This window comes from Nocardia sp. X0981 (genome assembly GCF_977089955.1).
Map to the genome: position 1 here is coordinate 1,778,707 of NZ_OZ372435.1, position 22,228 is coordinate 1,800,934.

At 67.8% G+C, this 22,228-nt stretch carries 22 protein-coding genes; 17 read left to right on the forward strand and 5 right to left on the reverse strand.

Annotated elements, in window-relative coordinates:
- Window positions 1–17: 17 nt before the first annotated feature.
- From ACYR7D_RS07845 to ACYR7D_RS07900, 12 genes are all read left to right on the forward strand, one after another.
- On the forward strand, window positions 18–1,145 hold the full coding sequence (locus ACYR7D_RS07845) for a DUF6779 domain-containing protein (protein WP_459548952.1): 1,128 nt from the start codon (window positions 18–20) through the stop codon (window positions 1,143–1,145).
- Window positions 1,146–1,262: 117 nt separating this feature from the next.
- Window positions 1,263–2,210 (forward strand): Rossmann-like and DUF2520 domain-containing protein, encoded by a 948-nt coding sequence (locus ACYR7D_RS07850; RefSeq protein WP_459548953.1) that lies wholly within the window; start codon window positions 1,263–1,265, stop codon window positions 2,208–2,210.
- A 268-nt stretch (window positions 2,211–2,478) separates the two neighbouring features.
- Window positions 2,479–3,456, forward strand: a complete 978-nt coding sequence (gene panC / locus ACYR7D_RS07855) for a pantoate--beta-alanine ligase (RefSeq protein WP_459548954.1) — start codon at window positions 2,479–2,481, stop codon at window positions 3,454–3,456.
- Between the two features lie 442 nt (window positions 3,457–3,898).
- The gene (gene panD / locus ACYR7D_RS07860; RefSeq protein ID WP_459548955.1) at window positions 3,899–4,318 is read left to right on the forward strand and encodes an aspartate 1-decarboxylase; all 420 of its coding nucleotides are present in this window, start codon (window positions 3,899–3,901) and stop codon (window positions 4,316–4,318) included.
- A gap of 16 nt (window positions 4,319–4,334) precedes the next feature.
- Window positions 4,335–5,129, forward strand: coding sequence for a type III pantothenate kinase (locus tag ACYR7D_RS07865; protein WP_459548956.1), 795 nt, complete (start codon window positions 4,335–4,337; stop codon window positions 5,127–5,129).
- A 186-nt stretch (window positions 5,130–5,315) separates the two neighbouring features.
- Window positions 5,316–5,942, forward strand: a complete 627-nt coding sequence (locus ACYR7D_RS07870) for a cysteine dioxygenase (protein ID WP_459548957.1) — start codon at window positions 5,316–5,318, stop codon at window positions 5,940–5,942.
- Between the two features lie 8 nt (window positions 5,943–5,950).
- Complete coding sequence (locus tag ACYR7D_RS07875; protein ID WP_459550075.1) at window positions 5,951–6,373, forward strand: rhodanese-like domain-containing protein; 423 nt, start codon at window positions 5,951–5,953, stop codon at window positions 6,371–6,373.
- 298 nt (window positions 6,374–6,671) lie between these two features.
- A complete protein-coding gene (gene lysS, locus ACYR7D_RS07880) occupies window positions 6,672–8,138 on the forward strand; it encodes a lysine--tRNA ligase (protein WP_459550076.1) in 1,467 nt (488 codons plus the stop codon).
- Between the two features lie 118 nt (window positions 8,139–8,256).
- Window positions 8,257–8,616, forward strand: coding sequence for a histone-like nucleoid-structuring protein Lsr2 (locus tag ACYR7D_RS07885; protein ID WP_459548958.1), 360 nt, complete (start codon window positions 8,257–8,259; stop codon window positions 8,614–8,616).
- Window positions 8,617–8,864: 248 nt separating this feature from the next.
- The gene (locus tag ACYR7D_RS07890) at window positions 8,865–9,488 is read left to right on the forward strand and encodes an FHA domain-containing protein (protein ID WP_459548959.1); all 624 of its coding nucleotides are present in this window, start codon (window positions 8,865–8,867) and stop codon (window positions 9,486–9,488) included.
- Between the two features lie 305 nt (window positions 9,489–9,793).
- Window positions 9,794–12,349, forward strand: a complete 2,556-nt coding sequence (locus tag ACYR7D_RS07895; RefSeq protein WP_459548960.1) for an ATP-dependent Clp protease ATP-binding subunit — start codon at window positions 9,794–9,796, stop codon at window positions 12,347–12,349.
- A gap of 147 nt (window positions 12,350–12,496) precedes the next feature.
- Window positions 12,497–13,153, forward strand: a complete 657-nt coding sequence (locus ACYR7D_RS07900; RefSeq protein WP_459548961.1) for a vWA domain-containing protein — start codon at window positions 12,497–12,499, stop codon at window positions 13,151–13,153.
- A gap of 54 nt (window positions 13,154–13,207) precedes the next feature.
- On the opposite strand, the gene ACYR7D_RS07905 is transcribed toward ACYR7D_RS07900, so the two are convergent.
- Complete coding sequence (locus ACYR7D_RS07905) at window positions 13,208–14,308, reverse strand: sensor histidine kinase (protein WP_459548962.1); 1,101 nt, start codon at window positions 14,306–14,308, stop codon at window positions 13,208–13,210.
- A 186-nt stretch (window positions 14,309–14,494) separates the two neighbouring features.
- Here ACYR7D_RS07905 and ACYR7D_RS07910 point away from each other — a divergent pair, with 186 nt between their 5' ends.
- Window positions 14,495–14,950, forward strand: a complete 456-nt coding sequence (locus tag ACYR7D_RS07910; protein WP_459548963.1) for an SRPBCC family protein — start codon at window positions 14,495–14,497, stop codon at window positions 14,948–14,950.
- Window positions 14,951–15,005: 55 nt separating this feature from the next.
- On the forward strand, window positions 15,006–15,449 hold the full coding sequence (locus tag ACYR7D_RS07915; RefSeq protein WP_459550077.1) for an OsmC family peroxiredoxin: 444 nt from the start codon (window positions 15,006–15,008) through the stop codon (window positions 15,447–15,449).
- Window positions 15,450–15,545: 96 nt separating this feature from the next.
- Here the strand turns inward: ACYR7D_RS07915 and mhuD are convergent, their stop codons facing one another.
- The gene (gene mhuD / locus ACYR7D_RS07920) at window positions 15,546–15,860 is read right to left on the reverse strand and encodes a mycobilin-forming heme oxygenase MhuD (protein ID WP_459548964.1); all 315 of its coding nucleotides are present in this window, start codon (window positions 15,858–15,860) and stop codon (window positions 15,546–15,548) included.
- Between the two features lie 303 nt (window positions 15,861–16,163).
- On the opposite strand from mhuD, the gene ACYR7D_RS07925 reads away from it, so the two are divergent.
- Window positions 16,164–16,934: an alpha/beta fold hydrolase gene (locus ACYR7D_RS07925; RefSeq protein WP_459548965.1), complete on the forward strand. Its 771-nt coding sequence runs from the start codon at window positions 16,164–16,166 to the stop codon at window positions 16,932–16,934.
- A gap of 30 nt (window positions 16,935–16,964) precedes the next feature.
- Here the strand turns inward: ACYR7D_RS07925 and ACYR7D_RS07930 are convergent, their stop codons facing one another.
- Complete coding sequence (locus ACYR7D_RS07930; protein WP_459550078.1) at window positions 16,965–17,810, reverse strand: HhH-GPD family protein; 846 nt, start codon at window positions 17,808–17,810, stop codon at window positions 16,965–16,967.
- A gap of 197 nt (window positions 17,811–18,007) precedes the next feature.
- Here ACYR7D_RS07930 and ACYR7D_RS07935 point away from each other — a divergent pair, with 197 nt between their 5' ends.
- Together ACYR7D_RS07935 and ACYR7D_RS07940 are read left to right on the forward strand one after the other, a co-directional pair.
- A complete protein-coding gene (locus ACYR7D_RS07935; RefSeq protein WP_459548966.1) occupies window positions 18,008–18,631 on the forward strand; it encodes a carbonic anhydrase in 624 nt (207 codons plus the stop codon).
- A 115-nt stretch (window positions 18,632–18,746) separates the two neighbouring features.
- On the forward strand, window positions 18,747–19,400 hold the full coding sequence (locus ACYR7D_RS07940; protein WP_459548967.1) for a hypothetical protein: 654 nt from the start codon (window positions 18,747–18,749) through the stop codon (window positions 19,398–19,400).
- Between the two features lie 15 nt (window positions 19,401–19,415).
- Here ACYR7D_RS07940 and radA read toward each other — a convergent pair whose 3' ends face one another.
- Both radA and ACYR7D_RS07950 read right to left on the reverse strand, forming a co-directional pair.
- Entirely contained in the window at window positions 19,416–20,786 is a 1,371-nt protein-coding gene (radA, locus tag ACYR7D_RS07945; protein ID WP_459550079.1) for a DNA repair protein RadA, read from the reverse strand.
- Between the two features lie 423 nt (window positions 20,787–21,209).
- On the reverse strand, window positions 21,210–21,866 hold the full coding sequence (locus ACYR7D_RS07950; protein ID WP_459548968.1) for a hypothetical protein: 657 nt from the start codon (window positions 21,864–21,866) through the stop codon (window positions 21,210–21,212).
- Window positions 21,867–22,228 lie beyond the last annotated feature (362 nt).

A 22,228-nucleotide genomic window follows, 5' to 3' on the forward strand; every position in this document is an offset into this window, starting at 1 on the left:
CGGCTACCCTTGCGGTCATGGTTTCACCGTCCCGCAGTAGCACTTCCACGCGCGGCCGGGAAGACGTGGGCAGGCTCTTCCTCGGTGCCTCGGTGCTACTGGGTGTGGTGGCCAGCGTCTTCTTGGTGCTCAGTGACAGCCTGCAGTTCATCCGGGTGGGTCTGGTCATCGCGCTCTGGGCGGCGGTCCTCGGCGCCTGGGCGGTGAACCGCTATCAGGCGAAGGTGCGCGATATGCGGCGGGTGTACGAATCGGAGCTCGAGCGGGAGATCAACGCCCGGCGCGAGCACGAATTCGGTGTCGAGGCCCGGGTGCGGTCGGAGGTCGGGGCAGAGGCCACGGAGATGGCCGCCCTGCGGACCGAACTGGCAGCGCTGCGCCGCCAGTTGGAGCGGCTCTTCGACGGGGAACTGCCGGAGGAGCGCCCCGCGCTGCGTGCCTCCGCGTTCCGGGTCCAGGAACTGCCGAGCGGGCAGGAAGGGCCCGGTCTCGCCACCGGGTGGCCGGTCCCGGAGGAGGGAGACCGCGGGGCGGTCGACGCCTGGGCCAACGCGGCAGCGGGCTGGTCGCATGCCGCCGACGGCTGGGTGGATACGGACTCGGGTGCCTCCCGGCCGGGCTCGGACGGCGGGGAACGTAACGCTGTGACACCGATCTATGAGACCGACCATCCGAACCGTCCCCGGTTCGCGAGCCCCGACGACGCCCCGGTGACCGCCGAAACCGCGATCGTCCGGCTGGACGACGACCCGCCGCGCTCCCCGGTCGCGCCGCATATCACCGGCCCGACCTGGTCGGATGCCTTCACCGAGGTCCACGACGATCCGGCGGATTCCGCCGCCAGGGACGAACGGTACGGTCCGCCGCATCCCGCGGAGTTCCTCGCCGGACCGCCGCGTCCGCCGGAACAGCTCCACGGCCCGCCCGCGCCGGAGCCCACCGCCGCGACTCCGGAGCCGGGAACCGGGACGACGGAGGCGGCCCCGGCGAAATCCCGGCAATATCCGGGCGGCATTCAGGCGGCACTGCCGAGGAAACCGTCGCGGCGCCGCCGCGTCCATACCGACACCGGTGGCGCCCGGCGCCTGTCGGTGGCCGAGATCATGGCCAATCTGCGCCAGGAAGAAGAGCAGCGCAGCTCCTGAAGTGCGGTGCAGATCACCCGGGGTGCCCATGGCGTATCGGGCGATCCGGGCCCTATCCTCGACTCGTAACGTCCGGTACCCGCTCGGCGGGACTGGAACGACTTCGAGAGGACACTGGTGACCTCGCCACGCGTAACTCCTGGCAATCCGGCCGCGAGTGGTGATCCGGCGCCCGCACGACTGACGGTGGGAATCGTCTCGGCGGGACGTGTGGGATCGGCTCTCGGCGCCGCGCTCGAGCGCGCCGGACATGTGGTGTTCGGCGTGGCCGCGATCTCCGACGCCTCCGTACACCGCGCGCGGACCCGGCTGCCGGAATCGCGGATCCTTCCGGTCGAAGAGGTCGCCGCGCGCAGCGAACTGCTGATTCTCGCCGTCCCGGATGCGGAACTGGCCGGCCTGGTGCGTGGGCTGGCGGGTTCGGGCACCGTGCGGGCCGGCACGATCGTCGCGCATACCTCCGGCGCCAACGGTATCGGCGTGCTCGCTCCACTGCGCGAAGCCGGCGCATTACCGCTGGCCATCCACCCCGTCATGACCTTCACCGGTCACGACGAGGATCTTTCCCGCCTGGCCAATGCCTGTTTCGGGATCACCGCCGCCGACGAAATCGGCTACGCCATCGCACAGTCGCTGGTCATCGAAATGGGTGGGGAGCCGGTCCGGGTGACCGAGGAACAGCGCCCGCTGTATCACGCGGCGCTCGCGCACGGCAGCAACCATCTGGTCACTCTGGTTCTGGACGCGGTGGAGGCTCTGCGTGCCGCTTTGGCGGGGCCGGGCCTGCTCGGTCAGCAGACCGTCGACGATCAGCCGAACGGTCTCCCGGAACGGTTGCTCGCCCCGCTCGCCTCGGCGGCTCTCGACAATGCCCTGCGTCGCGGCCAGGCCGCGCTCACCGGTCCCGTCGCGCGTGGCGACACCGCGGCGGTGGCCGCCCATCTCGCGGCGCTCACCGCGGCCGACCCGCGGCTTGCCGCCGGATACCGGGCGATGTCGCGGCGCACCGCCGAACGGGCCCAGGCCCCCGCCGAACTGCGGGAACTGCTGGAGGACCCCCGATGATGCGATACCTCCGTCTTCGCTGTGGTCTCCGCGGACCGTGGGTAGCGGTTTCGGGGGAGGTTTCGTGATGCGGTACCTCTGTCTTCGCTGTGGTCTCCGCGGACCGTGGGTAGCGGTTTCGGGGGAGGTTTCGTGATGCGGTACCTCCGCCTTCGCTGTGGTCTCCGCGGACCGTGGGTAGCGGTTTCGGGGGAGGTTTCGTGATGCGGTACCTCTGTCTTCGCTGTGGTCTTCGCGGGCCGCGGGTAGCGGTTTCGAAGGAGGCTCTATGACCGACCCCGCTCTGCGTGGCGCGTATCGCGCCGGTGAGCTCACCGTGCAGCACGATCCCGTGGTGCTCGGCAAGGTCGTTCGCGCGCTGCGCGGCGCCGGCCGCACGATCGGATTCGTGCCCACCATGGGTGCGTTGCACGAAGGCCATCTGGAACTGGTCCGCCGCGCCAAGCGCACCAACCAGATCGTGGTCGTATCGATTTTCGTGAACCCGCTGCAGTTCGGCGCGAACGAGGATCTGGACAGCTATCCCCGTACCCTCGACGCCGATGTCGCGTTGCTGCGGGGCGAGGGGGTCGAGCTGGTCTTCGCGCCGAGCGCGGCGGATATGTACCCGGACGGGCCGCGCACCACGGTGCAGCCCGGCCCGATCGGTGCCGATCTCGAAGGCGCGTCCCGGCCGACCCATTTCGCCGGGATGCTCACCGTGGTGGCCAAACTGCTGCAGATCGTGCGCCCGCACGAGGCGTTCTTCGGGGAGAAGGACTACCAGCAGCTGGCGCTGATCCGGCAGATGGTCCGGGACCTGAACTTCGATGTGAAGATCGTCGCGGTGCCCACCGTGCGGGAGGCCGACGGCCTGGCCAAATCCTCGCGCAACCGCTACCTCGACCCCACCCAGCGTGAGCTGGCGACCACCCTGTCCGCGTCGCTGCTGGCCGGGGCGCGGGCCGGCGCCGCGGGCCCGCGAGCCGTTCTGGACGCCGCGCACGCGGTGCTGGCCGCTGCCCCGGAAATCGACCTCGACTATCTCGAACTGCGTGGTTCGGACCTGGGTCCCGCTCCCGCATCCGGTAACGGCCGCCTGCTGATCGCCGCGCGGATCGGCACCACCCGGCTGATCGACAACGCCGCTGTCCGGCTCGGCGCGCCCCTGGACGGTCACCCCGACGCCGACACCTCCGCCCCCGCACTCGCGGGGACCCCCCGTGCCGATACGGCGTCGGCTTCACCCGGAGCCGAACGACCATGAGCACTTCGTCTTCCACGGGTTGCCCGGGCCCGGTATTCCGCCCCGGTACCCGCCGGTCCAGGGCGCGTGCCGCGGGTCTTCCCCGCCCGAGCGGTACGGCGATGAGCGATGCGCCCCGCATCCGCGATCACCGAACTGTCCGGAACCCCGCAACGCCCGGCCGCGCCGCCGTGCCGGCCCCCTCCGATCCGCACCACGGAACGGAACCACGCACACTCGGGGCAGCACCCGCGCCTGTCCCCGCGAATCTCTCCCCCGGCTGCCTGCACATTTCCCGGCTCCTTCGAATGGTCCTGATCCGTGGTTCGGGGCCCGTCTCGGGTCTGGAGCGACGGAGCGAAGGAGCGCAGCGACTGAGCGTAGGAGTGAAGACCCGAGACACAAGGGGGCCCCGAACCCGCCCCGCCGGAGGCGGGGCCATAAACACAGAGAGGTGGCCGCGATGTTGCGCACCATGATGAAGTCCAAGATCCACCGGGCCACCGTGACCCATGCCGATCTGCACTATGTCGGTTCGGTGACCGTGGACCAGGATCTGCTCGACGCCGCCGATCTGCTCGAGGGTGAGCAGGTCTGCATTGTCGATATCGATAACGGCGCCCGGCTCGAGACCTACGTGATCGCGGGTGAACGCGGTTCCGGCGTGATCGGTATCAACGGGGCCGCGGCGCATCTGGTGAACCCCGGCGATCTGGTCATTCTCATCGCCTACGGCATGATGGACGAGGCCGAGCTGCGCGACTACGACCCGAAGGTGGTTTTCGTCGACGATCGCAACCGTCCGGTGGAGCTGGGGTCGGATCCGGCCCATGCGCCCGAGGGCTCGGATCTGATCAGCCCGCGTAACCTCTCTCTGGTCTGAGCGTGGCGGCGACCATATGCTGTTGACCATCGATGTCCGTACGACCAGTACCGTCATCGGGCTGATCGCCGGTGCCGGTTCGCGGGCTGAGCTGGTGCGGCACTGGCGGATCCACACCAATCCGCTGCACACCGCCGACGAATTCGCCATGAATCTGCGTGGGCTGGTGGGGGCCGAGCTCGACGAGGTTACCGGTGTGGCGGGTCTGTCCACCATGCCGCCCATGCTGCGGGAACTGCGGGTGATGCTGGATCGCTACTGGCAGCATGTTCCGCATGTGCTGGTGGAACCCGGTGTGCGAACGGGTATTCCGCTGCTGGTGGACAATCCGAAAGAGGTCGGCGCGGACCGGATAGTGAACAGTCTCGCCGCTTACCACGAGTACGGCAGCGCCGCGATCGTGGTGGATTTCGGTGTATCCGTCTGCGTGGATCTCGTATCGGCCAAGGGCGAGTTTCTGGGTGGGGTGATCGCACCCGGGGTGGAGACCGCGACCGAGGCCCTGATCGAGCGGGCCGCGCTGCGGCGGGTGGAGTTGACCCGTCCACGGTCGGTTGTGGGCAAGAACAGCGTGGAGTGCATTCAGGCCGGCGCCATTTTCGGTTTCGCCGGCCTGGTGGACGGCCTGATCGACCGGATCCGGGACGATATCGACGGTTTCGCCGGGGACGGGGTCGCGGTGGTGGCGACGGGGGCGGCGGCGCCGCTGATCATCGGGGAATCGGAAACCATCGAACATCACCAACCGCATCTCACCCTGACCGGTTTGCGGCTGGTCTACGAACGCAACCAGCGGCGTAACCGCGGCTGAACCGGGCTCACGGGGGTTGTGACGAATTCCGCTGCGCCGGCTGTGGCCTCCGGGCCCCGGGCTTGCTAAGCTCGCCCTGTGCTGAAGCGCGTGCGTACCCAGGAGTGTTGTCGAGGCTGATTCGCCTCGGCAGTTCGAGGCGTTCCCGAAGTCCTCGACCGTCATCTCTTTCCTGGAGAAGCGCTCATGCGTTCGCCTGTTCTTTCGTCTCTGGCCCGGCCCGTCGCCCGTGATCTCTCCGCTGCCGCGGCGAACCCGATACCCGATCGTCCGATCGCCCCGGCCCTGCCCACTCGGCTACGGCCGGCGGATCTGCTCCGCCTGACCGACGAAACCGGTGAGGATGTCCTCTCCGGCCGGTACGACCATCTGCTTCCGGTGAACGGCGACTGGCCGACCGTCGAACGCTGGGCCACCCGGCTGGTAGCCGACGACGAGGTCGATATCTGGCTGATCAGCTGGACACCGGACAAGTCCACCCAGCTGCACGATCACGCCGGTTCGCTGGGTGCGCTCACCGTGCTCAGCGGAGCGCTCGCCGAGTATCGATGGAATGGTTCGGAGCTGCGTCACCGGGTGCTCGGCGCCGGGGACCAGGCCGCCTTCCCGATCGGCTGGGTGCACGATGTCGTCCGCGCCCCCGACCGCCCGGCGTTGTCCGGGCCGGCTACCACCGGCCCCCTCGATCCGACGCTGAGTGTGCACGCCTATTCGCCGCCGCTCACCGCCATGTCCTATTACGAGGTGACGGGGCACGGCAGCCTCCGGCGCACCCGTACCGTCCTCACCGACCAGCCCGAAGGTGATCTCTGATGTCGCGATTGACCATCGATCAGATGCTTGCCCACGCCCGAGCGCAGTTGCGCCGGATCCATCCCGTCGAGCTGCCCGCGGCCCTCGCCCGGGGTGCGATTCTGGTGGATATCCGTCCCGAAGCGCAGCGGACCAGGGAGGGAACTCTGCCGGGTGCGCTGGTCATCGAACGGAATGTGCTGGAGTGGCGCCTGGATCCCAGTAGTTCGGCTCGGCTGGCGCTGGCCACCGACCACGACGTGGAATGGATCGTGGTGTGCTCGGAAGGCTATACCTCGAGTCTGGCCGCGGCCTCGCTGCGCCAATTGGGCCTGCACCGGGCGACCGATCTGGTGGGCGGTTATCGGGCGCTGGAGGCGGCCGGAATGCGAACCGTCGCGACCGGTGCGCCGCACTTCACCAGGGAAGTCCGTTCCCTCGCCGTTCTCTGAATTACCTCCGTTCGGCGAATACGACCGGACGGCAATACATTTGCTGAGGGCCGGGTTGCTCGGGGAATTATCGAAGCAACCATATGGTCTATTTTCGACTGTCCGGACATCCGCGCCTCTTCACCGGTCATTTCCGGTCGCGGGGAAGTAGGCGGGCGCCTCGCGAATCGATTTGCGGTGCACGCTAGGGTGGTTCGCTGTGAGCAACCCGAATACCTCGTCAACCGGCGGCTCCGCGGGAGTGGTCCCCGCGGGGCGATCTGGCCGCTCCGTGGAAGTCGAAGACCTCCCCGAGCAGATGCGGATCCGCCGGGAGAAGCGGGAACGGCTGCTCGCGGCGGGTGGCGAGGCCTATCCGGTGGAGGTGCCCCGGACCCACAGCCTGGCCGAAATTCGTGCCGCCTATCCGGATCTCGCGGCCGATACCGCTACCGGGGAGATCGTCGGTGTCGCGGGCCGCGTCATCTTCATGCGTAATACCGGGAAATTGTGCTTCGCCCAACTGCAGGAGGGTGACGGGACCACCCTGCAGGCCATGGTCAGCCTGAACGGTGTCGGAGCGGACGCGCTGGCCGCCTGGAAGGCCGATGTGGACCTCGGTGACGTCGTGTTCGTGCACGGCGAGGTCATCTCCTCCCGCACCGGCGAGCTGAGCGTCATGGCCGATTCCTGGTCGATGGCAGCCAAGGCGCTGCGGCCGCTGCCCGTCGCCCATAAGGAGATGAGCGAGGAGGCGCGGGTCCGGCAGCGTTATGTCGATCTGATCGTGCGTCCGGAGGCCCGGCAGACGGCTCGTACGCGGGTCGCGGTGGTGCGTGCCCTGCGTAACGCTCTGGAGCGGCGCGGCTTCCTCGAGGTCGAGACGCCGATGCTGCAGACCCTGCACGGCGGCGCTGCCGCGCGACCGTTCCGGACGCACTCCAATGCGCTCGATATGGATCTCTACCTGCGCATTGCTCCGGAACTGTTTCTCAAACGCTGTGTGGTCGGGGGGCTCGAGCGAGTGTTCGAGATCAATCGCAACTTCCGGAACGAAGGTGCCGATTCCACTCATTCGCCCGAGTTCGCGATGCTCGAAACTTACCAGGCGTACGGTACCTACGACGACTCCGCGCGGATGATCCGGGAATTGATCCAGGAAGTCGCGCAGGAGGCGCTGGGCACTCAGGTCGTGACACTGGCCGATGGTTCCGAATACGACCTACGCGGCGAGTGGACAACGGTCGAGATGTATCCCTCGCTATCGGAGTCGGTGGGGGTGGAGATCACCCCGGAAACAACAGTTCCGGAATTGCTGGCACTAGCCGACCGGGTCGGTCTGGAAATTCCCGAAGGCAAGGGTTACGGGCACGGCAAACTGGTGGAGGAACTCTGGGAGCACAGCTACGGTGACAAGCTGTACGTGCCGACTTTCGTCCGTGATTTCCCCGTGGAGACCTCTCCGCTCACCCGGCAGCACCGGTCCCGGGCCGGTGTCACCGAGAAGTGGGATCTATATATCCGCGGCTTCGAGTTGGCCACCGGCTATTCGGAGTTGGTGGATCCGGTGATCCAGCGTGAACGGTTCATCGATCAGGCGCGACTGGCCGCGGCCGGCGATGACGAGGCAATGGTGCTGGACGAAGACTTCCTCGCCGCGATGGAACACGGTATGCCGCCCACCACCGGAACAGGTATGGGAATCGATCGGTTGTTGATGGCTCTCACCGGATTGGGAATCCGCGAAACGATACTGTTCCCAATAGTGCGGCCGGCCGGTCGTTGAGCGAACGGTTTGCATAGCCGACCGCTCGTCTTGGAATTTTTCGAATTCGAGGTATTCTTGCCTCGGGTAATCAGGCCTGATTTTACAGGTCGCACGATTTCGAGAGGACGTTCATCTCATGGCAAAGAAGGTCACCGTTAGCCTGATCGACGATGTCGACGGTGAGTCCATCGCGGACGAGACCATCGAGTTTGCAATCGATGGTGTGTCGTACGAGATCGACCTGTCGTCATCGAATGCGGCGAAGCTTCGGGACGAGTTGGAGCAGTGGGTTTCCAGCGCGCGTCGCGTGAGTGGCCGGCGCCGGGTGAAGTCCGCCGTCGCGGCTGCCGGGGGCTCCAAGGCGCGCGCCACCATGGACCGGGAACAAAGTGCCGCAATTCGTGAGTGGGCGCGCCGGAATGGTCACAAGGTTTCCGCGCGGGGCCGTATCTCCGCGGATATCACCGACGCGTACAACAAGGCTTCGAAGGGTTAGTTCTTCTTTCAACCGTCCTGCCTGCGGTTTTTCCGGGCGGTGACCGATCTTTCTCGATAGCGATTCGGAATTACCGCTGGCCCCGGCATCGGTTGCCGGGGCCGCTGCGCCCAGCGGCTTCCATCTTGCTCGAGCGCATGATCGCCCGGCACCATAGAAGTGTTCGATCGGACCCGGTGCTCGATGTGGTGCGGGGTTCGTAGTGTTCGGCAGTTGCTGCCGGTATGGAGAGGTGAGGTATCGGCGCAGTGACCGGATCCGTCGGCTCGTTCCTACGATTCACCGATGAGCAGGGCCGCAGGTGCGAGGTGATGCTGAGTCCGGACCGGCAGCGGATCACCATCGGGCGTTCGGCCGGCGCGGACCTCTCGCTGCGCTGGGACGCCGAGGTGTCACGACTGCATGCCGCGGTGGAATATCTCGCCGCGCACTGGACCATCGTGGACGACGGCCTGTCCCGCAACGGTACGTTCGTCAACGGTGAACGGATCAACGGCCGCCGTCGGCTGATGCCCGGCGACCGCATCCGCGTCGGTACCTCCCTGGTCTCCTTCCACGATTTCAACGGGGTGGTGGACGATCAGACCCGGGCATCCGGCGCCGGCCTCCCGACCGTCCGTTCGCTGACCGAATCGCAGCGGGGCGTGCTGATCGCGCTCTGCCGTCCGTACAAGGGCGATGCCGGATTCGCGGCACCCGCCTCCAATCAGCAGATCGCGGACGAACTGTTCCTCAGTGTGGACGCCGTCAAGACCCATCTGCGTGCTCTGTTCACCAAGTTCGGGGTCGAGGATCTGCCGCAGAACCAGAAGCGGGTCCGGCTCGCGGCACTGGCCATGCGCAGCGGTCTCATCACCGATCGCGATCTGTGATCCCGGGCAACCGTGCCCGCTGTCCCGCCCGGATGGGGTTCCCGGTCCTGGGGGCCGCCGCTGTTCGCTCTCGGCAAAACCGGAATGGGAAACCAAACGGCGGGTAAGGGCGTTATGAGTGAATAACCCTGCCATCGAGCCCACATCATTAGGGTGGACCGGCGGCGGCGTAATCCCCTGCCAACTAGAGTGGGAGGCGGGGGCCGCAACCCCTGGCCTTCATGGCAGGCTGAGGCCGACGGTTGTCCACGACACACCACGGCATCAGCCGGCCATAGAGTCCGGAGCAGGAGAGTGAGGGAGCGATGTTCGAGAGGTTCACCGACCGCGCGAGGCGTGTCGTCGTCCTGGCCCAGGAAGAGGCCCGGATGCTCAACCACAACTACATCGGCACCGAGCACATCCTGCTGGGGCTGATCCACGAGGGTGAGGGTGTCGCGGCCAAGTCCCTGGAGTCGCTCGGTATCTCGTTGGAGGGCGTGCGCAGTCAGGTCGAGGAGATCATCGGTCAGGGGCAGCAGGCCCCGTCCGGCCATATTCCGTTCACCCCGCGCGCCAAGAAGGTGCTCGAGCTGAGTCTGCGCGAGGCGCTGCAGCTCGGCCACAACTACATCGGCACCGAGCACATCCTGCTCGGCCTGATCCGCGAGGGTGAGGGTGTCGCCGCGCAGGTCCTGGTGAAACTGGGTGCCGATCTCAACCGGGTCCGTCAGCAGGTCATCCAGCTGTTGTCCGGCTACCAGGGCAAGGAACCGGTGGAATCCGGTGCCCGCGGGGAAACCGGGACGCCGTCCACCTCGCTGGTGCTCGACCAGTTCGGCCGCAACCTCACCCAGGCCGCCCTGGAGGGCAAACTCGACCCGGTCATCGGTCGCTCGAAGGAGATCGAGCGGGTCATGCAGGTGCTCAGCCGCCGCACCAAGAACAATCCGGTGCTGATCGGTGAGCCCGGCGTGGGTAAGACCGCCGTCGTCGAGGGGCTCGCCCAGGCGATCGTCAACGGTGAGGTGCCGGAGACGCTCAAGGACAAGCAGCTCTATACCCTCGACCTGGGTTCGCTGGTCGCCGGCAGCCGTTACCGCGGTGATTTCGAAGAGCGTCTGAAGAAGGTGCTCAAGGAGATCAACACCCGCGGCGACATCATCCTGTTCATCGACGAGTTGCACACCCTGGTCGGTGCCGGCGCCGCCGAGGGCGCGATCGACGCGGCCTCGATCCTGAAGCCGAAGCTGGCTCGCGGCGAGCTGCAGACCATCGGTGCGACCACGCTCGACGAGTACCGCAAGTACATCGAGAAGGACGCGGCCCTCGAGCGCCGCTTCCAGCCGGTGCAGGTGGGCGAGCCGACCGTCGAGCACACCATCAATATCCTCAAGGGTCTGCGCGACCGCTACGAGGCGCACCATCGGGTCTCCATCACCGATGGCGCACTGGTGGCCGCCGCGACCCTGGCCGATCGCTACATCAACGACCGGTTCCTGCCGGACAAGGCGATCGACCTGATCGACGAGGCCGGCGCCCGGATGCGTATCCGCCGGATGACCGCCCCGCCGGACCTGCGCGAGTTCGACGACAAGATCGCCGACGCGCGCCGGGAGAAGGAATCGGCGATCGACGCCCAGGACTTCGAGAAGGCCGCGCGGTTGCGCGACAAGGAGAAGCAGCTCGTCGCCAAGCGGGCCGAGCGGGAGAAGCAGTGGCGCTCCGGCGACCTGGATGTCGTGGCCGAGGTCGACGACGAGCAGATCGCCGAGGTGCTGGCCAACTGGACCGGTATCCCCGTGTTCAAGCTCACCGAGGAGGAGACCACCCGGCTGCTCCGTATGGAGGACGAGCTGCACAAGCGGATCATCGGCCAGGAGGACGCGGTCAAGGCCGTGTCGAAGGCCATCCGCCGTACCCGCGCCGGTCTGAAGGATCCGAAGCGCCCGTCCGGTTCGTTCATCTTCGCCGGTCCGTCCGGTGTCGGTAAGACCGAGCTGTCCAAGGCGCTGGCGAACTTCCTCTTCGGCGACGACGACGCGCTCATCCAGATCGATATGGGCGAGTTCCACGACCGCTTCACCGCCTCGCGGCTGTTCGGTGCCCCTCCGGGCTACGTCGGCTACGAGGAAGGCGGCCAGCTCACCGAGAAGGTGCGCCGCAAGCCGTTCTCGGTGGTGCTGTTCGACGAGATCGAAAAGGCCCACCAGGAGATCTACAACACCCTGTTGCAGGTGCTCGAGGACGGCCGCCTCACCGACGGCCAGGGCCGGACCGTGGACTTCAAGAACACGGTGCTGATCTTCACCTCGAACCTCGGTACCTCGGATATCTCGAAGGCCGTGGGCTTGGGCTTCTCGCAGTCCAACAACGAGGGCTCGAACTACGAGCGGATGAAGCTCAAGGTCAACGACGAGCTGAAGAAGCACTTCCGGCCGGAGTTCCTCAACCGTATCGACGATGTGATCGTCTTCCACCAGCTCACCAACGAGCAGATCGTGGAGATGGTGGATCTGATGATCGCCCGCGTGGAAACGCAGCTGAAGAACAAGGACATGGCGCTGACGCTCACCGACAACGCCAAGAACCTGCTGGCCAAGCGTGGCTTCGACCCCGTGCTCGGTGCCCGGCCGCTGCGCCGCACCATTCAGCGCGAGATCGAGGACCAGCTCTCGGAGAAGATCCTGTTCGGCGAGATCGGCCCCGGCCAGACCGTCCAGGTCGATGTCGAGGGCTGGGACGGCGAAGGCTCCGGCGAGGACGCCCGGTTCACCTTCACCCCGAAGGCCAAGCTCACCAAGGACGACGGTGAGAAGAAGCCCGAGGTCGTGCTGACCGGCGCGGGCGAGGGCTCGGCCGAGGCCGCCTCGGGCGAGTAGAAGCAGCGTTACCGAAGGACCTGCCCACCGATCATCGGTGGGCAGGTCCTTCGGTGTTTCCGGACCGAGCGGCGTCCGTTCGCCGGGTGGGGTCGGTGCCCGCGCGTAAGGTGGGTTTCGTTCATTCGATTCGAACCGGGGGTGCCGATGACCGATGCGAACCTGACCCTGATCGCCGTACTGCTCGACCGTTCCGGTTCCATGCAGACCATCAAATCGGATACGGAGGGCGGCCTGGCGGCGTTCTTCGACGAACAACGCGAAGTCGACAAGACCGTACGGGTCACCCTGGCCCAGTTCGATACCGAGTACGAGTGCGTGTACTCGAATATCGCGCTCGAGGAGGTTCCGCCTCCGGTTCTGCGTCCCCGCGGCCGTACGGCGCTCTACGACGCCATCGGCAAACTGGTCACCGATATCGGCAGTGAACTCGCCGGGCGTCCCGAGGACGAGCGGCCCGGTACGGTGATCGTCGTGATCCTCACCGACGGTCACGAGAACGCGAGCCGGGAATGGACCCATGCCGCGGTGCGCTCGCTGATCGAGCAGCAGCAGAACGTGTACAACTGGGACTTCCTCTTCCTCGGCGCAAATATGGATGCCGTGGAGATCGGTAGCGGGCTGGGTTTCGCACCGCAGCAGTCCATAACCTATGGTGCGGCTCCGGCCGGCGTGGCCGGTGTCTTCCGGGCGGCCGGGGCTTATTCTCGCCGGTTGCAGGCGCCCGCCGAGGCCGCGGGTTCGGCCCGCACCGCCGGATTCACCGAGGAGGAGCGACGGGGCGCGAACCCCGGGGATATCTGATACCCGCTTACCGGCGAACCGCCCGGAATTCGGGGGGAACTACGGTACGGCGGCCTATTCGGTTGTCCGAGAGTTGTATTCGGTCTCTTCCGGCCCGGTACCCGACGTTTCGGAGCCGCCGGCCGGAACCGGCGCGGGTTCCCGCGTCTCGTTCCCGGCCGACTCCTTCCCGGTCCGCAACCGTGCGTCCGGGTCGATGGCGATCCGCAGGGGGCGGCTGGGCAGCCGGGCGGCGACCCGATAGCCGCCACTCGGTTTCGGGCCGGCGGTCAACGCCCCGCCCAGCGCATGAGTGCGTTCGCGCATGGCGATGATGCCCATACCGCGGGTGGGACCGGTGTGTTCCGGTTTACCGGAAGGCCGGGTGTTGTCGACGGTCAGGTCCACGGAATCGCTGGTATAGCGCACGGTCACCGTGGCCTCGGCGCCCGGCGCGTGGCGGATCACATTGGCCAGGGATTCCTGCACGATCTGAGTCGCCGCGTCATCGATGGCCGCGGGCAGCGAACCGGGCTCACCCAGCACCCGGGTATGGACGGTGAGGCCCGCCGAGCGGGGTTTGCGCAGCAATTCGTCGAGATCGGACATGGTGGGGTCCGGTTCGGGCGGCGGGGGCGGTGCGGGGGAGGCCACCGGCCGGGCGGCGCCGCCCGTGGGACGCTGGGGGCCCTCCGGGCGGTCCCGCCGGACGAAACCCCCACGCCGCGGGCGTTTTCCGGGGTCGCGTCGATTACCGGGCCGGGCGGCGGCGGGCCGGTCGGCCGGGGTTCGTGTGGGCGGTGGTGCCATCTCCTCCACCGACTGGATCGCGTGCCGGAGAGCCTGCACATCCTCGAGCGCGTTGCGGCTGGTGTTCTTGATCTCGGCCACGGTTCCCGCCGCCTTCGCCGATTTGTTCTCGACCTGTTGCAGCGCCATACCGGACTGCACATTGATGAGTGACAGGTTGTGTGCCACCACATCGTGCAATTCCCGGGCGATCAGGAGGCGTTCGGTGCTCACCTCGAGCTCACGCTGCCGCTGCGTGGCCGCGTGACGCTCGGTTTCCAGTTCACGCCGGGTCCCGGCCAGCACGCGGCGCTGCCGCACCACCTCGGCCAGCGCGGCGGCCAGCGCCAGCCAGCCCAGCAACCCGACGATCTGCCAGCCCGTCATCGCGCACTCTCCACCCGCATCACCCTATTCGCCCGTCGCGGTCGGTTGTCGTCGCACACCCGGATTGTCGGTGGCGCAATGATATTCCGGGGCCGGATTTCCCGTTTTCCGGTGAAACAACCGGTGACGGCCCGACGAACCGAGCAACTGCGGCGCGACCCACGGCGGCACGGGTATGGTCCAGTGATGGTCGACCAGCAAGTGCGTGTACCGGACCTGTCAGCACGGCCGTACGAGCTCACGGTGGAGCGGGTCATGCGCGCTTCACCGGAGCTCCTCTATCTGGCGTGGACCCAGGGTTTCGATATCTGGTTCGCGGATCCGGTGTCGGTGCGGATGCGGCCCGAGGTGAACGAGCCGTTCTACTTCGAAACCCGGCACGAGGGAAATCGCCGGCCGCACTACGGCCGCTTCCTCCGCTTGGAGCCGGGCCGCCTGGTCGAACTGACCTGGGTCACCGGCGCGGGCGGTACCGACGGCGCGGAAACCGTGGTGCGGGTGGAGTTCGTCAAACAACCGCGTGGGATCCGGCTGCGGTTGCGGCACACCGGATTCGCCGATGAGGCGGCCCGAGACCGGCACCGGGAGGCATGGCCCGCGATACTGGCGCGACTCGACGAGCGTACCGCTGCCGCGGGCTGACACCTGCGAGTAGGTTCGAGACGGACTCGAACGAATCGTCTTCGAAAGGAACATGATGCCCACACGTACCGCACGCACCGCATGGACCGGTGGCCTGCAGGACGGCTCTGGTCAAGTCGAGCTGGTCAGCTCGGGGGTAGGCAAATACGAGGTGTCCTTCCCCAAGCGGTCGGCCGACGAGGCCGGCGGTACGACCAGCCCGGAGGAGCTGATCGCCGGGGCGCATTCGTCTTGTTACGCCATGGCCCTGTCGAACGAGATCGCTCAGGCCGGCGGTACCCCGCAGAGCCTGGACGTATCGGCGGCGGTGACCTTGGGCCCCGACCCGGCCGGTGGTTTCCGGATCAGCCGCATCGCGCTGACCGTCCGCGGCCGGGTGACGGGTCTGGACGCCGCCGGATTCACCGCGGCGGCGGAAGCCGCCAAGGCCGGCTGCCCCGTGAGCAAGGCGTTGGCCGGGGTGGACGACATCACTCTCGACGCCGCCCTCGAATCCTGACCCGAACCCGGGCTCCTCGTACGGGGAGCCCGGGTTCCACCGGCCGGTTCCCGGTGCTTTGCGCTAGGCGGGCACGGAACCACCGGGCCGGACGGCTCAGGACGCGGCTTTACCCGCTACATCGAGCACGACCTCGAATTCCAGCAGCGAGGCGCCGGTGGCCACCGGCTTGTTCTGCTGCCCGGCGTGCGCCTCCTTGGCCGGGCCGTCGCGCCACGCGGCGAAGGACTCCTCGGAATCCCACTGGGTGACGACGAAGTACCGGTTCTCCCCGGCGGTCGGCCGCAGCAGCTGGAAGCCGAGGAAACCGGGGGAGTTCTCGACAGCGTGCGCGCGGTGGGCGAACCGCTTCTCCAATTCGGGTCCCGCGCCCTCGGGAACCTCGATCGCATTGATCTTCACAACAGCCATACCCAGAGCTTAAGGCTGTCTCCGATCGCAGCGCCTCCGGCGCCGCGGGCCGGGGCCCCGGGTGTGTTGGATCGCCCGCCTCCGGCGGGGTGGGTCGGACCCCGGCTCTTCGCTCCGGTGTTCGGTCGCTGCAGACCCGGGGCGGGCCCCGACCTGTGGATGCCGGTCATCCGGAGGAGGAAGTGCGGGGTCGTGCGCTTCGATCGGCTCGGGTGGGTCGGTGGCGCTGCCGGTGCTCGGTGGCTGTCGTTTCCGGTGGTCGCGTGCGGCCGGCTCGCGCGACCGGGGAATAAACTCGGTCCGGTGTTGCACGACGAAGGTGGGGCCGGGGTTCCGATACTGCTGCTGCACGGGCTGATGGGCAGTGCCCGGACCTGGCAGGACCAGGTCCCGTGGTTGCGCGAATACGGGCGGGTGTTCACCTTCGACGCGGCCGGGCACGGGCGTCCCGCTCCGGCCGACCTCTCCACCGAGGCCTTCGTCGACGATCTGGCCGCTGCCACCGCCGCCGTCACCGAACCCATGGTGCTCATCGGTCATTCGATGGGTGGGCTGCACGGGTGGGTATTCGCCGCCCGGTATCCGGAACGGGTACGCGGACTGGTGGTGGAGGATATGGGGGCGGATTTCACCGGGCGCACGGCCGCGCACTGGGCTGCGATGATCGAGGCCTGGCCGCAGCCCTTCGCCGACGAGAACGCCCTGCTGGAATTCTTCGGCCCGGTCGCCGGGCGTTACTTCCGGAACTCGTTCGACCGGACATCCGACGGTTACCGCCTGCACGGAGATATCGCGACCTTCCGCGATATCTCCGAGGAATGGGGCACCCGCTCGTTCTGGACGGAATGGGAACGTCTCACGGCACCCACCCTGTTGATCGAGGGCGAGCACACCATCACCGCGCCGGGCCAGATGCGCCGGATGGCCGAACTGCACCCGTGCGCCCGTCATATCGTGATCCCCGGTGCCGGACATCTCGTCCACGACGATCAGCCCGCCCGATACCGGGCGGCGGTGGCGGATTTCCTCACCCGGTTGCTGCGGCCGGCCCCGGAGTCCGCCACCGGCGGATGAGCGCTTGCGGGGAAACCGCGGCCGGTGGGCTCAGGCTTCGCCCGCCAGCGCGAAGAGCCCGTCGTCGGTCTGCTCGATCAGGCCGTCCACCAGAAGCGAGTCCAATGCGCGGTCGCGCTGTCCCGGGTCGCGGGTCCAGGCCAGGTCGAGGCGGACACGTTCCACGGGTCCGTGCGCGGCGCGTAGTACATCGAGCAAACGGCCGCGGGCCTGCCGGTCGGTGCCCTCGTACTTCTGGGTCCGGCGTGTCGATTCGGTGAGCGGGCGGCCCGCCGCCACCCACGCGCAGCGGGGCAGCGGGCAGCGGGCGCAGTCCGGTGTCCGGGCCGTGCACACGGTGGCGCCGAGTTCCATCAGGGCCGCGGAGAAGACGGCCGCACGGTCCACCCGGGCGGGCAGCAGGGCTTCGGTTTCCCGCAGATCCCGGGCCGCCGGGTTTCCGGCCGTACCGCGTCCGTGTACGGCGCGGGCGACCACCCGCCGCACATTGGTGTCGACCACCGGAACACGCTGCCCGTAGGCGAAGCAGGCGACCGCCCGGGCGGTGTACGCTCCGATTCCCGGCAGCCCGAGCAGTACCTCGACATCGTCGGGCACCTGATCGCCGTGCTCGGTGGCGAGGACCCGCGCGCATTCGTGCAACCGCAGCGCCCGGCGCGGATAGCCGAGCTTGCCCCAGGCGCGCAGCACATCACCGGCTCCGGCCGCCGCCATGGCCGAGGGGACGGGCCATCGGGCCACCCATTCACGCCAGATCGGTTCGACGCGCGCCACCGGGGTCTGCTGCAGCATGATCTCGCTCATCAGGATCTGCCAGGCATTCACCCCGGCCCGTCGCCACGGCAGATCGCGTGCGGTGCGGGTGTACCAGTCGATGAGGGCGTCGGAGTCGAGTGCGGTGGGCTCGAGCGAGGTGCTCCGACGCTCACTCCTGTCCGGTTCGCTACCACTACCGCTGTTCACCGATCCGCTCCGTTCGCCTCACCGTGCAGTGCCACCGGTTGGGCGCGATCGGACGCCACGCCGTAACCGAACTGAAGCAGTGACAACACGAAACCGTGCAGAATGGACATATGCCTCAGTCCAACCCGGTAAGTGCCTGGAAGTCGCTGCGCGAGGGAAACGAGCGCTTCGTGAACGGCACGCTGCTGCATCCTAGCCAGGGGGCCGCCGACCGAGCCAAGCTCGTCACCGGCCAGAGCCCGTCCGCGGTGCTGTTCGGCTGCGGGGATTCCCGGGTCGCGGCAGAGTTGATCTTCGATCAGGGCCTCGGTGATATGTTCGTGGTGCGCACCGCCGGCCATGTCGTCGACTCTTCGGTGCTGGGCTCCATCGAATACGGCGTGGGCGTGCTGAAAGTACCGCTGATCGTGGTGCTCGGCCACGACAGCTGCGGGGCGGTGAAAGCGACGCTGGACGCGCTGGACGGCGGCGAGGTACCCGGCGGTTTCATCCGCAGTGTTGTCGAGAAGGTCGCCCCCTCCATGCTGATCGGCCGGAGCGAGGGGCTGCGTTCGGTGGACGAACTCGAAGCCCGCCATGTGGTGGAAACCAGCCGCCTGCTCATGCAGCGGTCCATGATCGTGTCCCAGCGTGTGGCGACCGGTGAATGCGCGATCGCCTGTGTCACCTACAAGCTGGTGGACGGCCGGGTACAGCTCCATCGCGTAGTCGGCAATATCGGTGAGACCGTCTGAGCTCCGGCGGAATATCGGCATGTCCCGTCACGGCGGCGGCCGAGTCCGTCGATCGGTCTCGCCTTCGGGTGTGCCGTTGGCGGGTCTCGCCGCTCGGTGCGCTTACCGTTGACACGTGTTGGAACCGACAGGACCGTTACCGCCGGAGATCTACTGGCGGCGTCGCGTGTTTGCCATCGGGGCGCTGATCGTCTCGCTCGCGGTGGTGATCTGGCTGGTCGTCGCCGTATCACGGGGCGGGAATTCTCCCGGTGCGGCCGCGGTGACCGCCACCGAAACCGCGGAATCCGCCGCGGCTTCGGCGCCCGCGTCCACTACCCGCGAGTCCACCACCGCCTCGGTCACCCGGAGCTCGACGGCCGCGCCCGCCGCGGCGGGCCAGTGCACCGACCAGTCACTGGCGATCAAGGTGTCGGTGGGTCAGCCCACCTACCGGGTGGGGGACGAGCCGGTTTTCGGGATCGTGATCACGAACATCTCCGGTGAGCCGTGCACCCGGGATATGGGATCGGGGCTGCAACGGGTATCCGTGCACACCTTGGACGGCGGCCGCCAGCTGTGGGCCAGTACCGACTGCTACCCCGACGGTGACCCCGACGTGCGGACCCTGGATCGCGGCGAACAGGCCGCCTTCACGGTGACCTGGACGGGCGCCACTTCCCAGCCGGAATGCGCGGGGGAGCGGGTGCAGGTGCCCGTGGGCGCGTACAACGTCGTCGCTCAGTTGGGCGCGGTGCGCAGCGCGCCCGAACCCTTCAACATCGCCTGATCTCGGCGGCCCGGCTCATTTCCGCGTGAGACCGGCCAGGCGCAGGGCGCTGCGGAGGTCGGGCGCCTCGTGCAGCGTCAGCGGTGTCCTACCGGTGTCCACGCCGGGCGGTACCACCGCGGTGGTGAAACCGAGACGTTCGGCTTCGGCGAGCCGGCGGGTGGTGGAGGTGATGCGGCGGACCTCTCCGGCCAGCCCCACTTCGCCCAGGATCACCCACCCCGGTGGCAGGGCCCGGTCGCGCGCGGCGCTGGCGATGGCCAGCGCGATGGCCAGGTCCGCGGCGGGTTCGGTCAAGCGCATACCGCCGACCGTGGCCGCGTAGACATCTTGTTTGCCGACATAGAGCCCGCAACGGCTCTGCAGGACGGCCAGCACCATCGCCACCCGGTTGTAATCCAGCCCGCTGACCGCCCGCCGGGGTGCCGGCACCTGGGTTTCCACGGTGAGCCCCTGCACCTCGCCCACCAGTGGCCGTTTCCCGTCCATGGTGACGGTGACCGCCGTACCCGGCACCGAATCCGCGCGATGGTGCAGGAAGAGCCCGGAGGGGTCGGTGACGCAGGCGATTCCGTCGTCGTGCAATTCGAAACAGCCCACTTCGTCGGCGCTACCGAACCGGTTCTTGATCCCGCGCACCATGCGCAGCGTGGTGTTCTTGTCGCCCTCGAACTGCAACACCACATCGACGAGATGTTCCAGGGTGCGGGGTCCGGCCACCGCACCGTCCTTGGTGACGTGCCCGACGAGCAGTACAGCGATACCGCTGGCCTTCGCCAGTGAGGTCAGTGCCGCGGTAACCGCGCGAACCTGGGTGACACCACCGATGACCCCGTCGGTATCGGCGGCGAGCATGGTCTGTACCGAATCGACCACCAGCAGCGTGGGTTTCACCTGATCGACATGACCGAGCACCACCGAGAGATCGGATTCGGCGGCCAGGTACACCCGATCGTGCACCGCGCCGGTGCGATCGGCCCGCAGCCGTACCTGCCCCGCGGATTCCTCCGCGGTCACATAGAGGGCCCGTTCTTCTCGCTGCCGGGCCCACTGATGCGCCACCTCGAGCAGCAGCGTCGATTTGCCCACTCCGGGTTCCCCGGAGAGCAACACCACCGATCCCGCGACGATCCCGCCGCCCAGGACACGATCGAGTTCGGAGACCCCCGTCGTCCGCGCCGTTGTGGTCTGTGAGTCGATCCGCGATATCGGAGCGGCCGCGGTACTCGGCAGCATCGCCCTGCGCCCCGGCCCTGCTGCCGCGGCCGCCACCGGCAGCGCTTCGTCGACCGTGCCCCAGGCCCCGCATCCGGGGCACTTACCCACCCATTTGGCGACTTCGTGCGCGCACTCCGAACACCGGTAGACGGCCTTGTTCTTGGTCACTGCCACAGCCGCACCCTACGCATTCACACCGACACCGGCCCGAGACAGCTCCGGCGTGCCCCCGGCCCGCCGCGCGACACCGAACCGGAGCCCCGGGCCCGGAGACTCCGTGGACGTAGCCGCAGGCGCCGATATTCGCCCACCCGGCACACGAGGCTCCACCATGCCGGCCGGACTTCCGCCTCCCCGCGCCTTACGGCACCGAGTTCGGTGAGGCCTACGAAGGGTTGAGCCCGCGTCGCCTCGCGGCCCTCGAAGCGTATGCGCCGCTGGCGCGAGTCCCAGGGGCGCAAAGGCGGCGCCGAAAGGGTTCGACTCCGCGTGCGCCGACGCGCCCGACGAATACCGTGGGCGCGAGTCTCGCGGGCGGAAAGGCGACGCCCAGAGGGCTCGACCCCGCGGGCCGTAGGCGCCGCGGAAAACTCAGTGCCCCGCGGAACCGGTGGTGCTCTTGGAGAGTTCCGATTCGTGCCGCGGTGCGTCCTGCCCCGCGTCGACCGGGACCTGGACCGAAACCTCCCCGTTCTCCTTGAAGTTGAAGGAGACGTTGTAGGTCAGCCCCGGGATGATGTCCTGGGTGAGGCCGGTGATCTCGATACGCGCCGGTGTGGTTTCGCCGGCGTCGGTTTCGATGGTTTCGCCGGTGGTGCCCGTTTCCGCGCCCGCCTCCGGGGTGGATACCACGACGGTCTCGGCGGGGGAGATCTCGAGTTTGCTCCCCTCTGCCGGGGTGATCTTCACGGTGCCGAGGTCGGTGGTGACGCTGGTGAGCTCGTCGGTGACGGTTTCGCCGGTGTTCACGATCGACAGGGCCAGCGCGGCTCGGCCGCCCTTGGTGTTGTTCTGGGGGCTCTCGTCGCCGGGGTAGACGATGTGCACATTGCGCAGCGCGATGGTGCCGATCTCGGCGGCGCTGCCGTTGATCGCGGCATCCTGGTCGGCGGTCTGCGAGATCTGACCGGCGCTGCAGCCGGACAGGGCGAGCGCCGCACCGGCGGCGAGCGCGGCGACCGTCATCATGCGGCGCCGCCGAGTCGGCGCGACCGGGCTCGCGGCAGTCACAGCAGTCAGGGCAGTCACGGGTTGTCCTCCATGTCCGAGTGGGCGCACTCCAACTAGGCACTGTAGTAGTTGGCCGGGAATGCCGGATGCACCGGGAGGTGTCAGGGGGGATTGCATGCTGTTGCTGTGTGATTTCTCGCACCTCGGCGGACGATGCGATCGGGATGCGGCCGCGTTTTCCCGGTTTGTGTTCTCGCCGCGTACGCGGCGCGGGAGCCGGGCCGCGACATTCGCCGGTGACGCGCGTGACCGGTAACGATCCGGCGTATCCGAGTGGGTCGCGCACATGTGTGGACGGGGTTTTACCGCGATGGTGGGATGTGTCGTTCCGACACCCGTTCGGCGCCAACATGATGCACACCAAACTCTCCCTGTCAAGA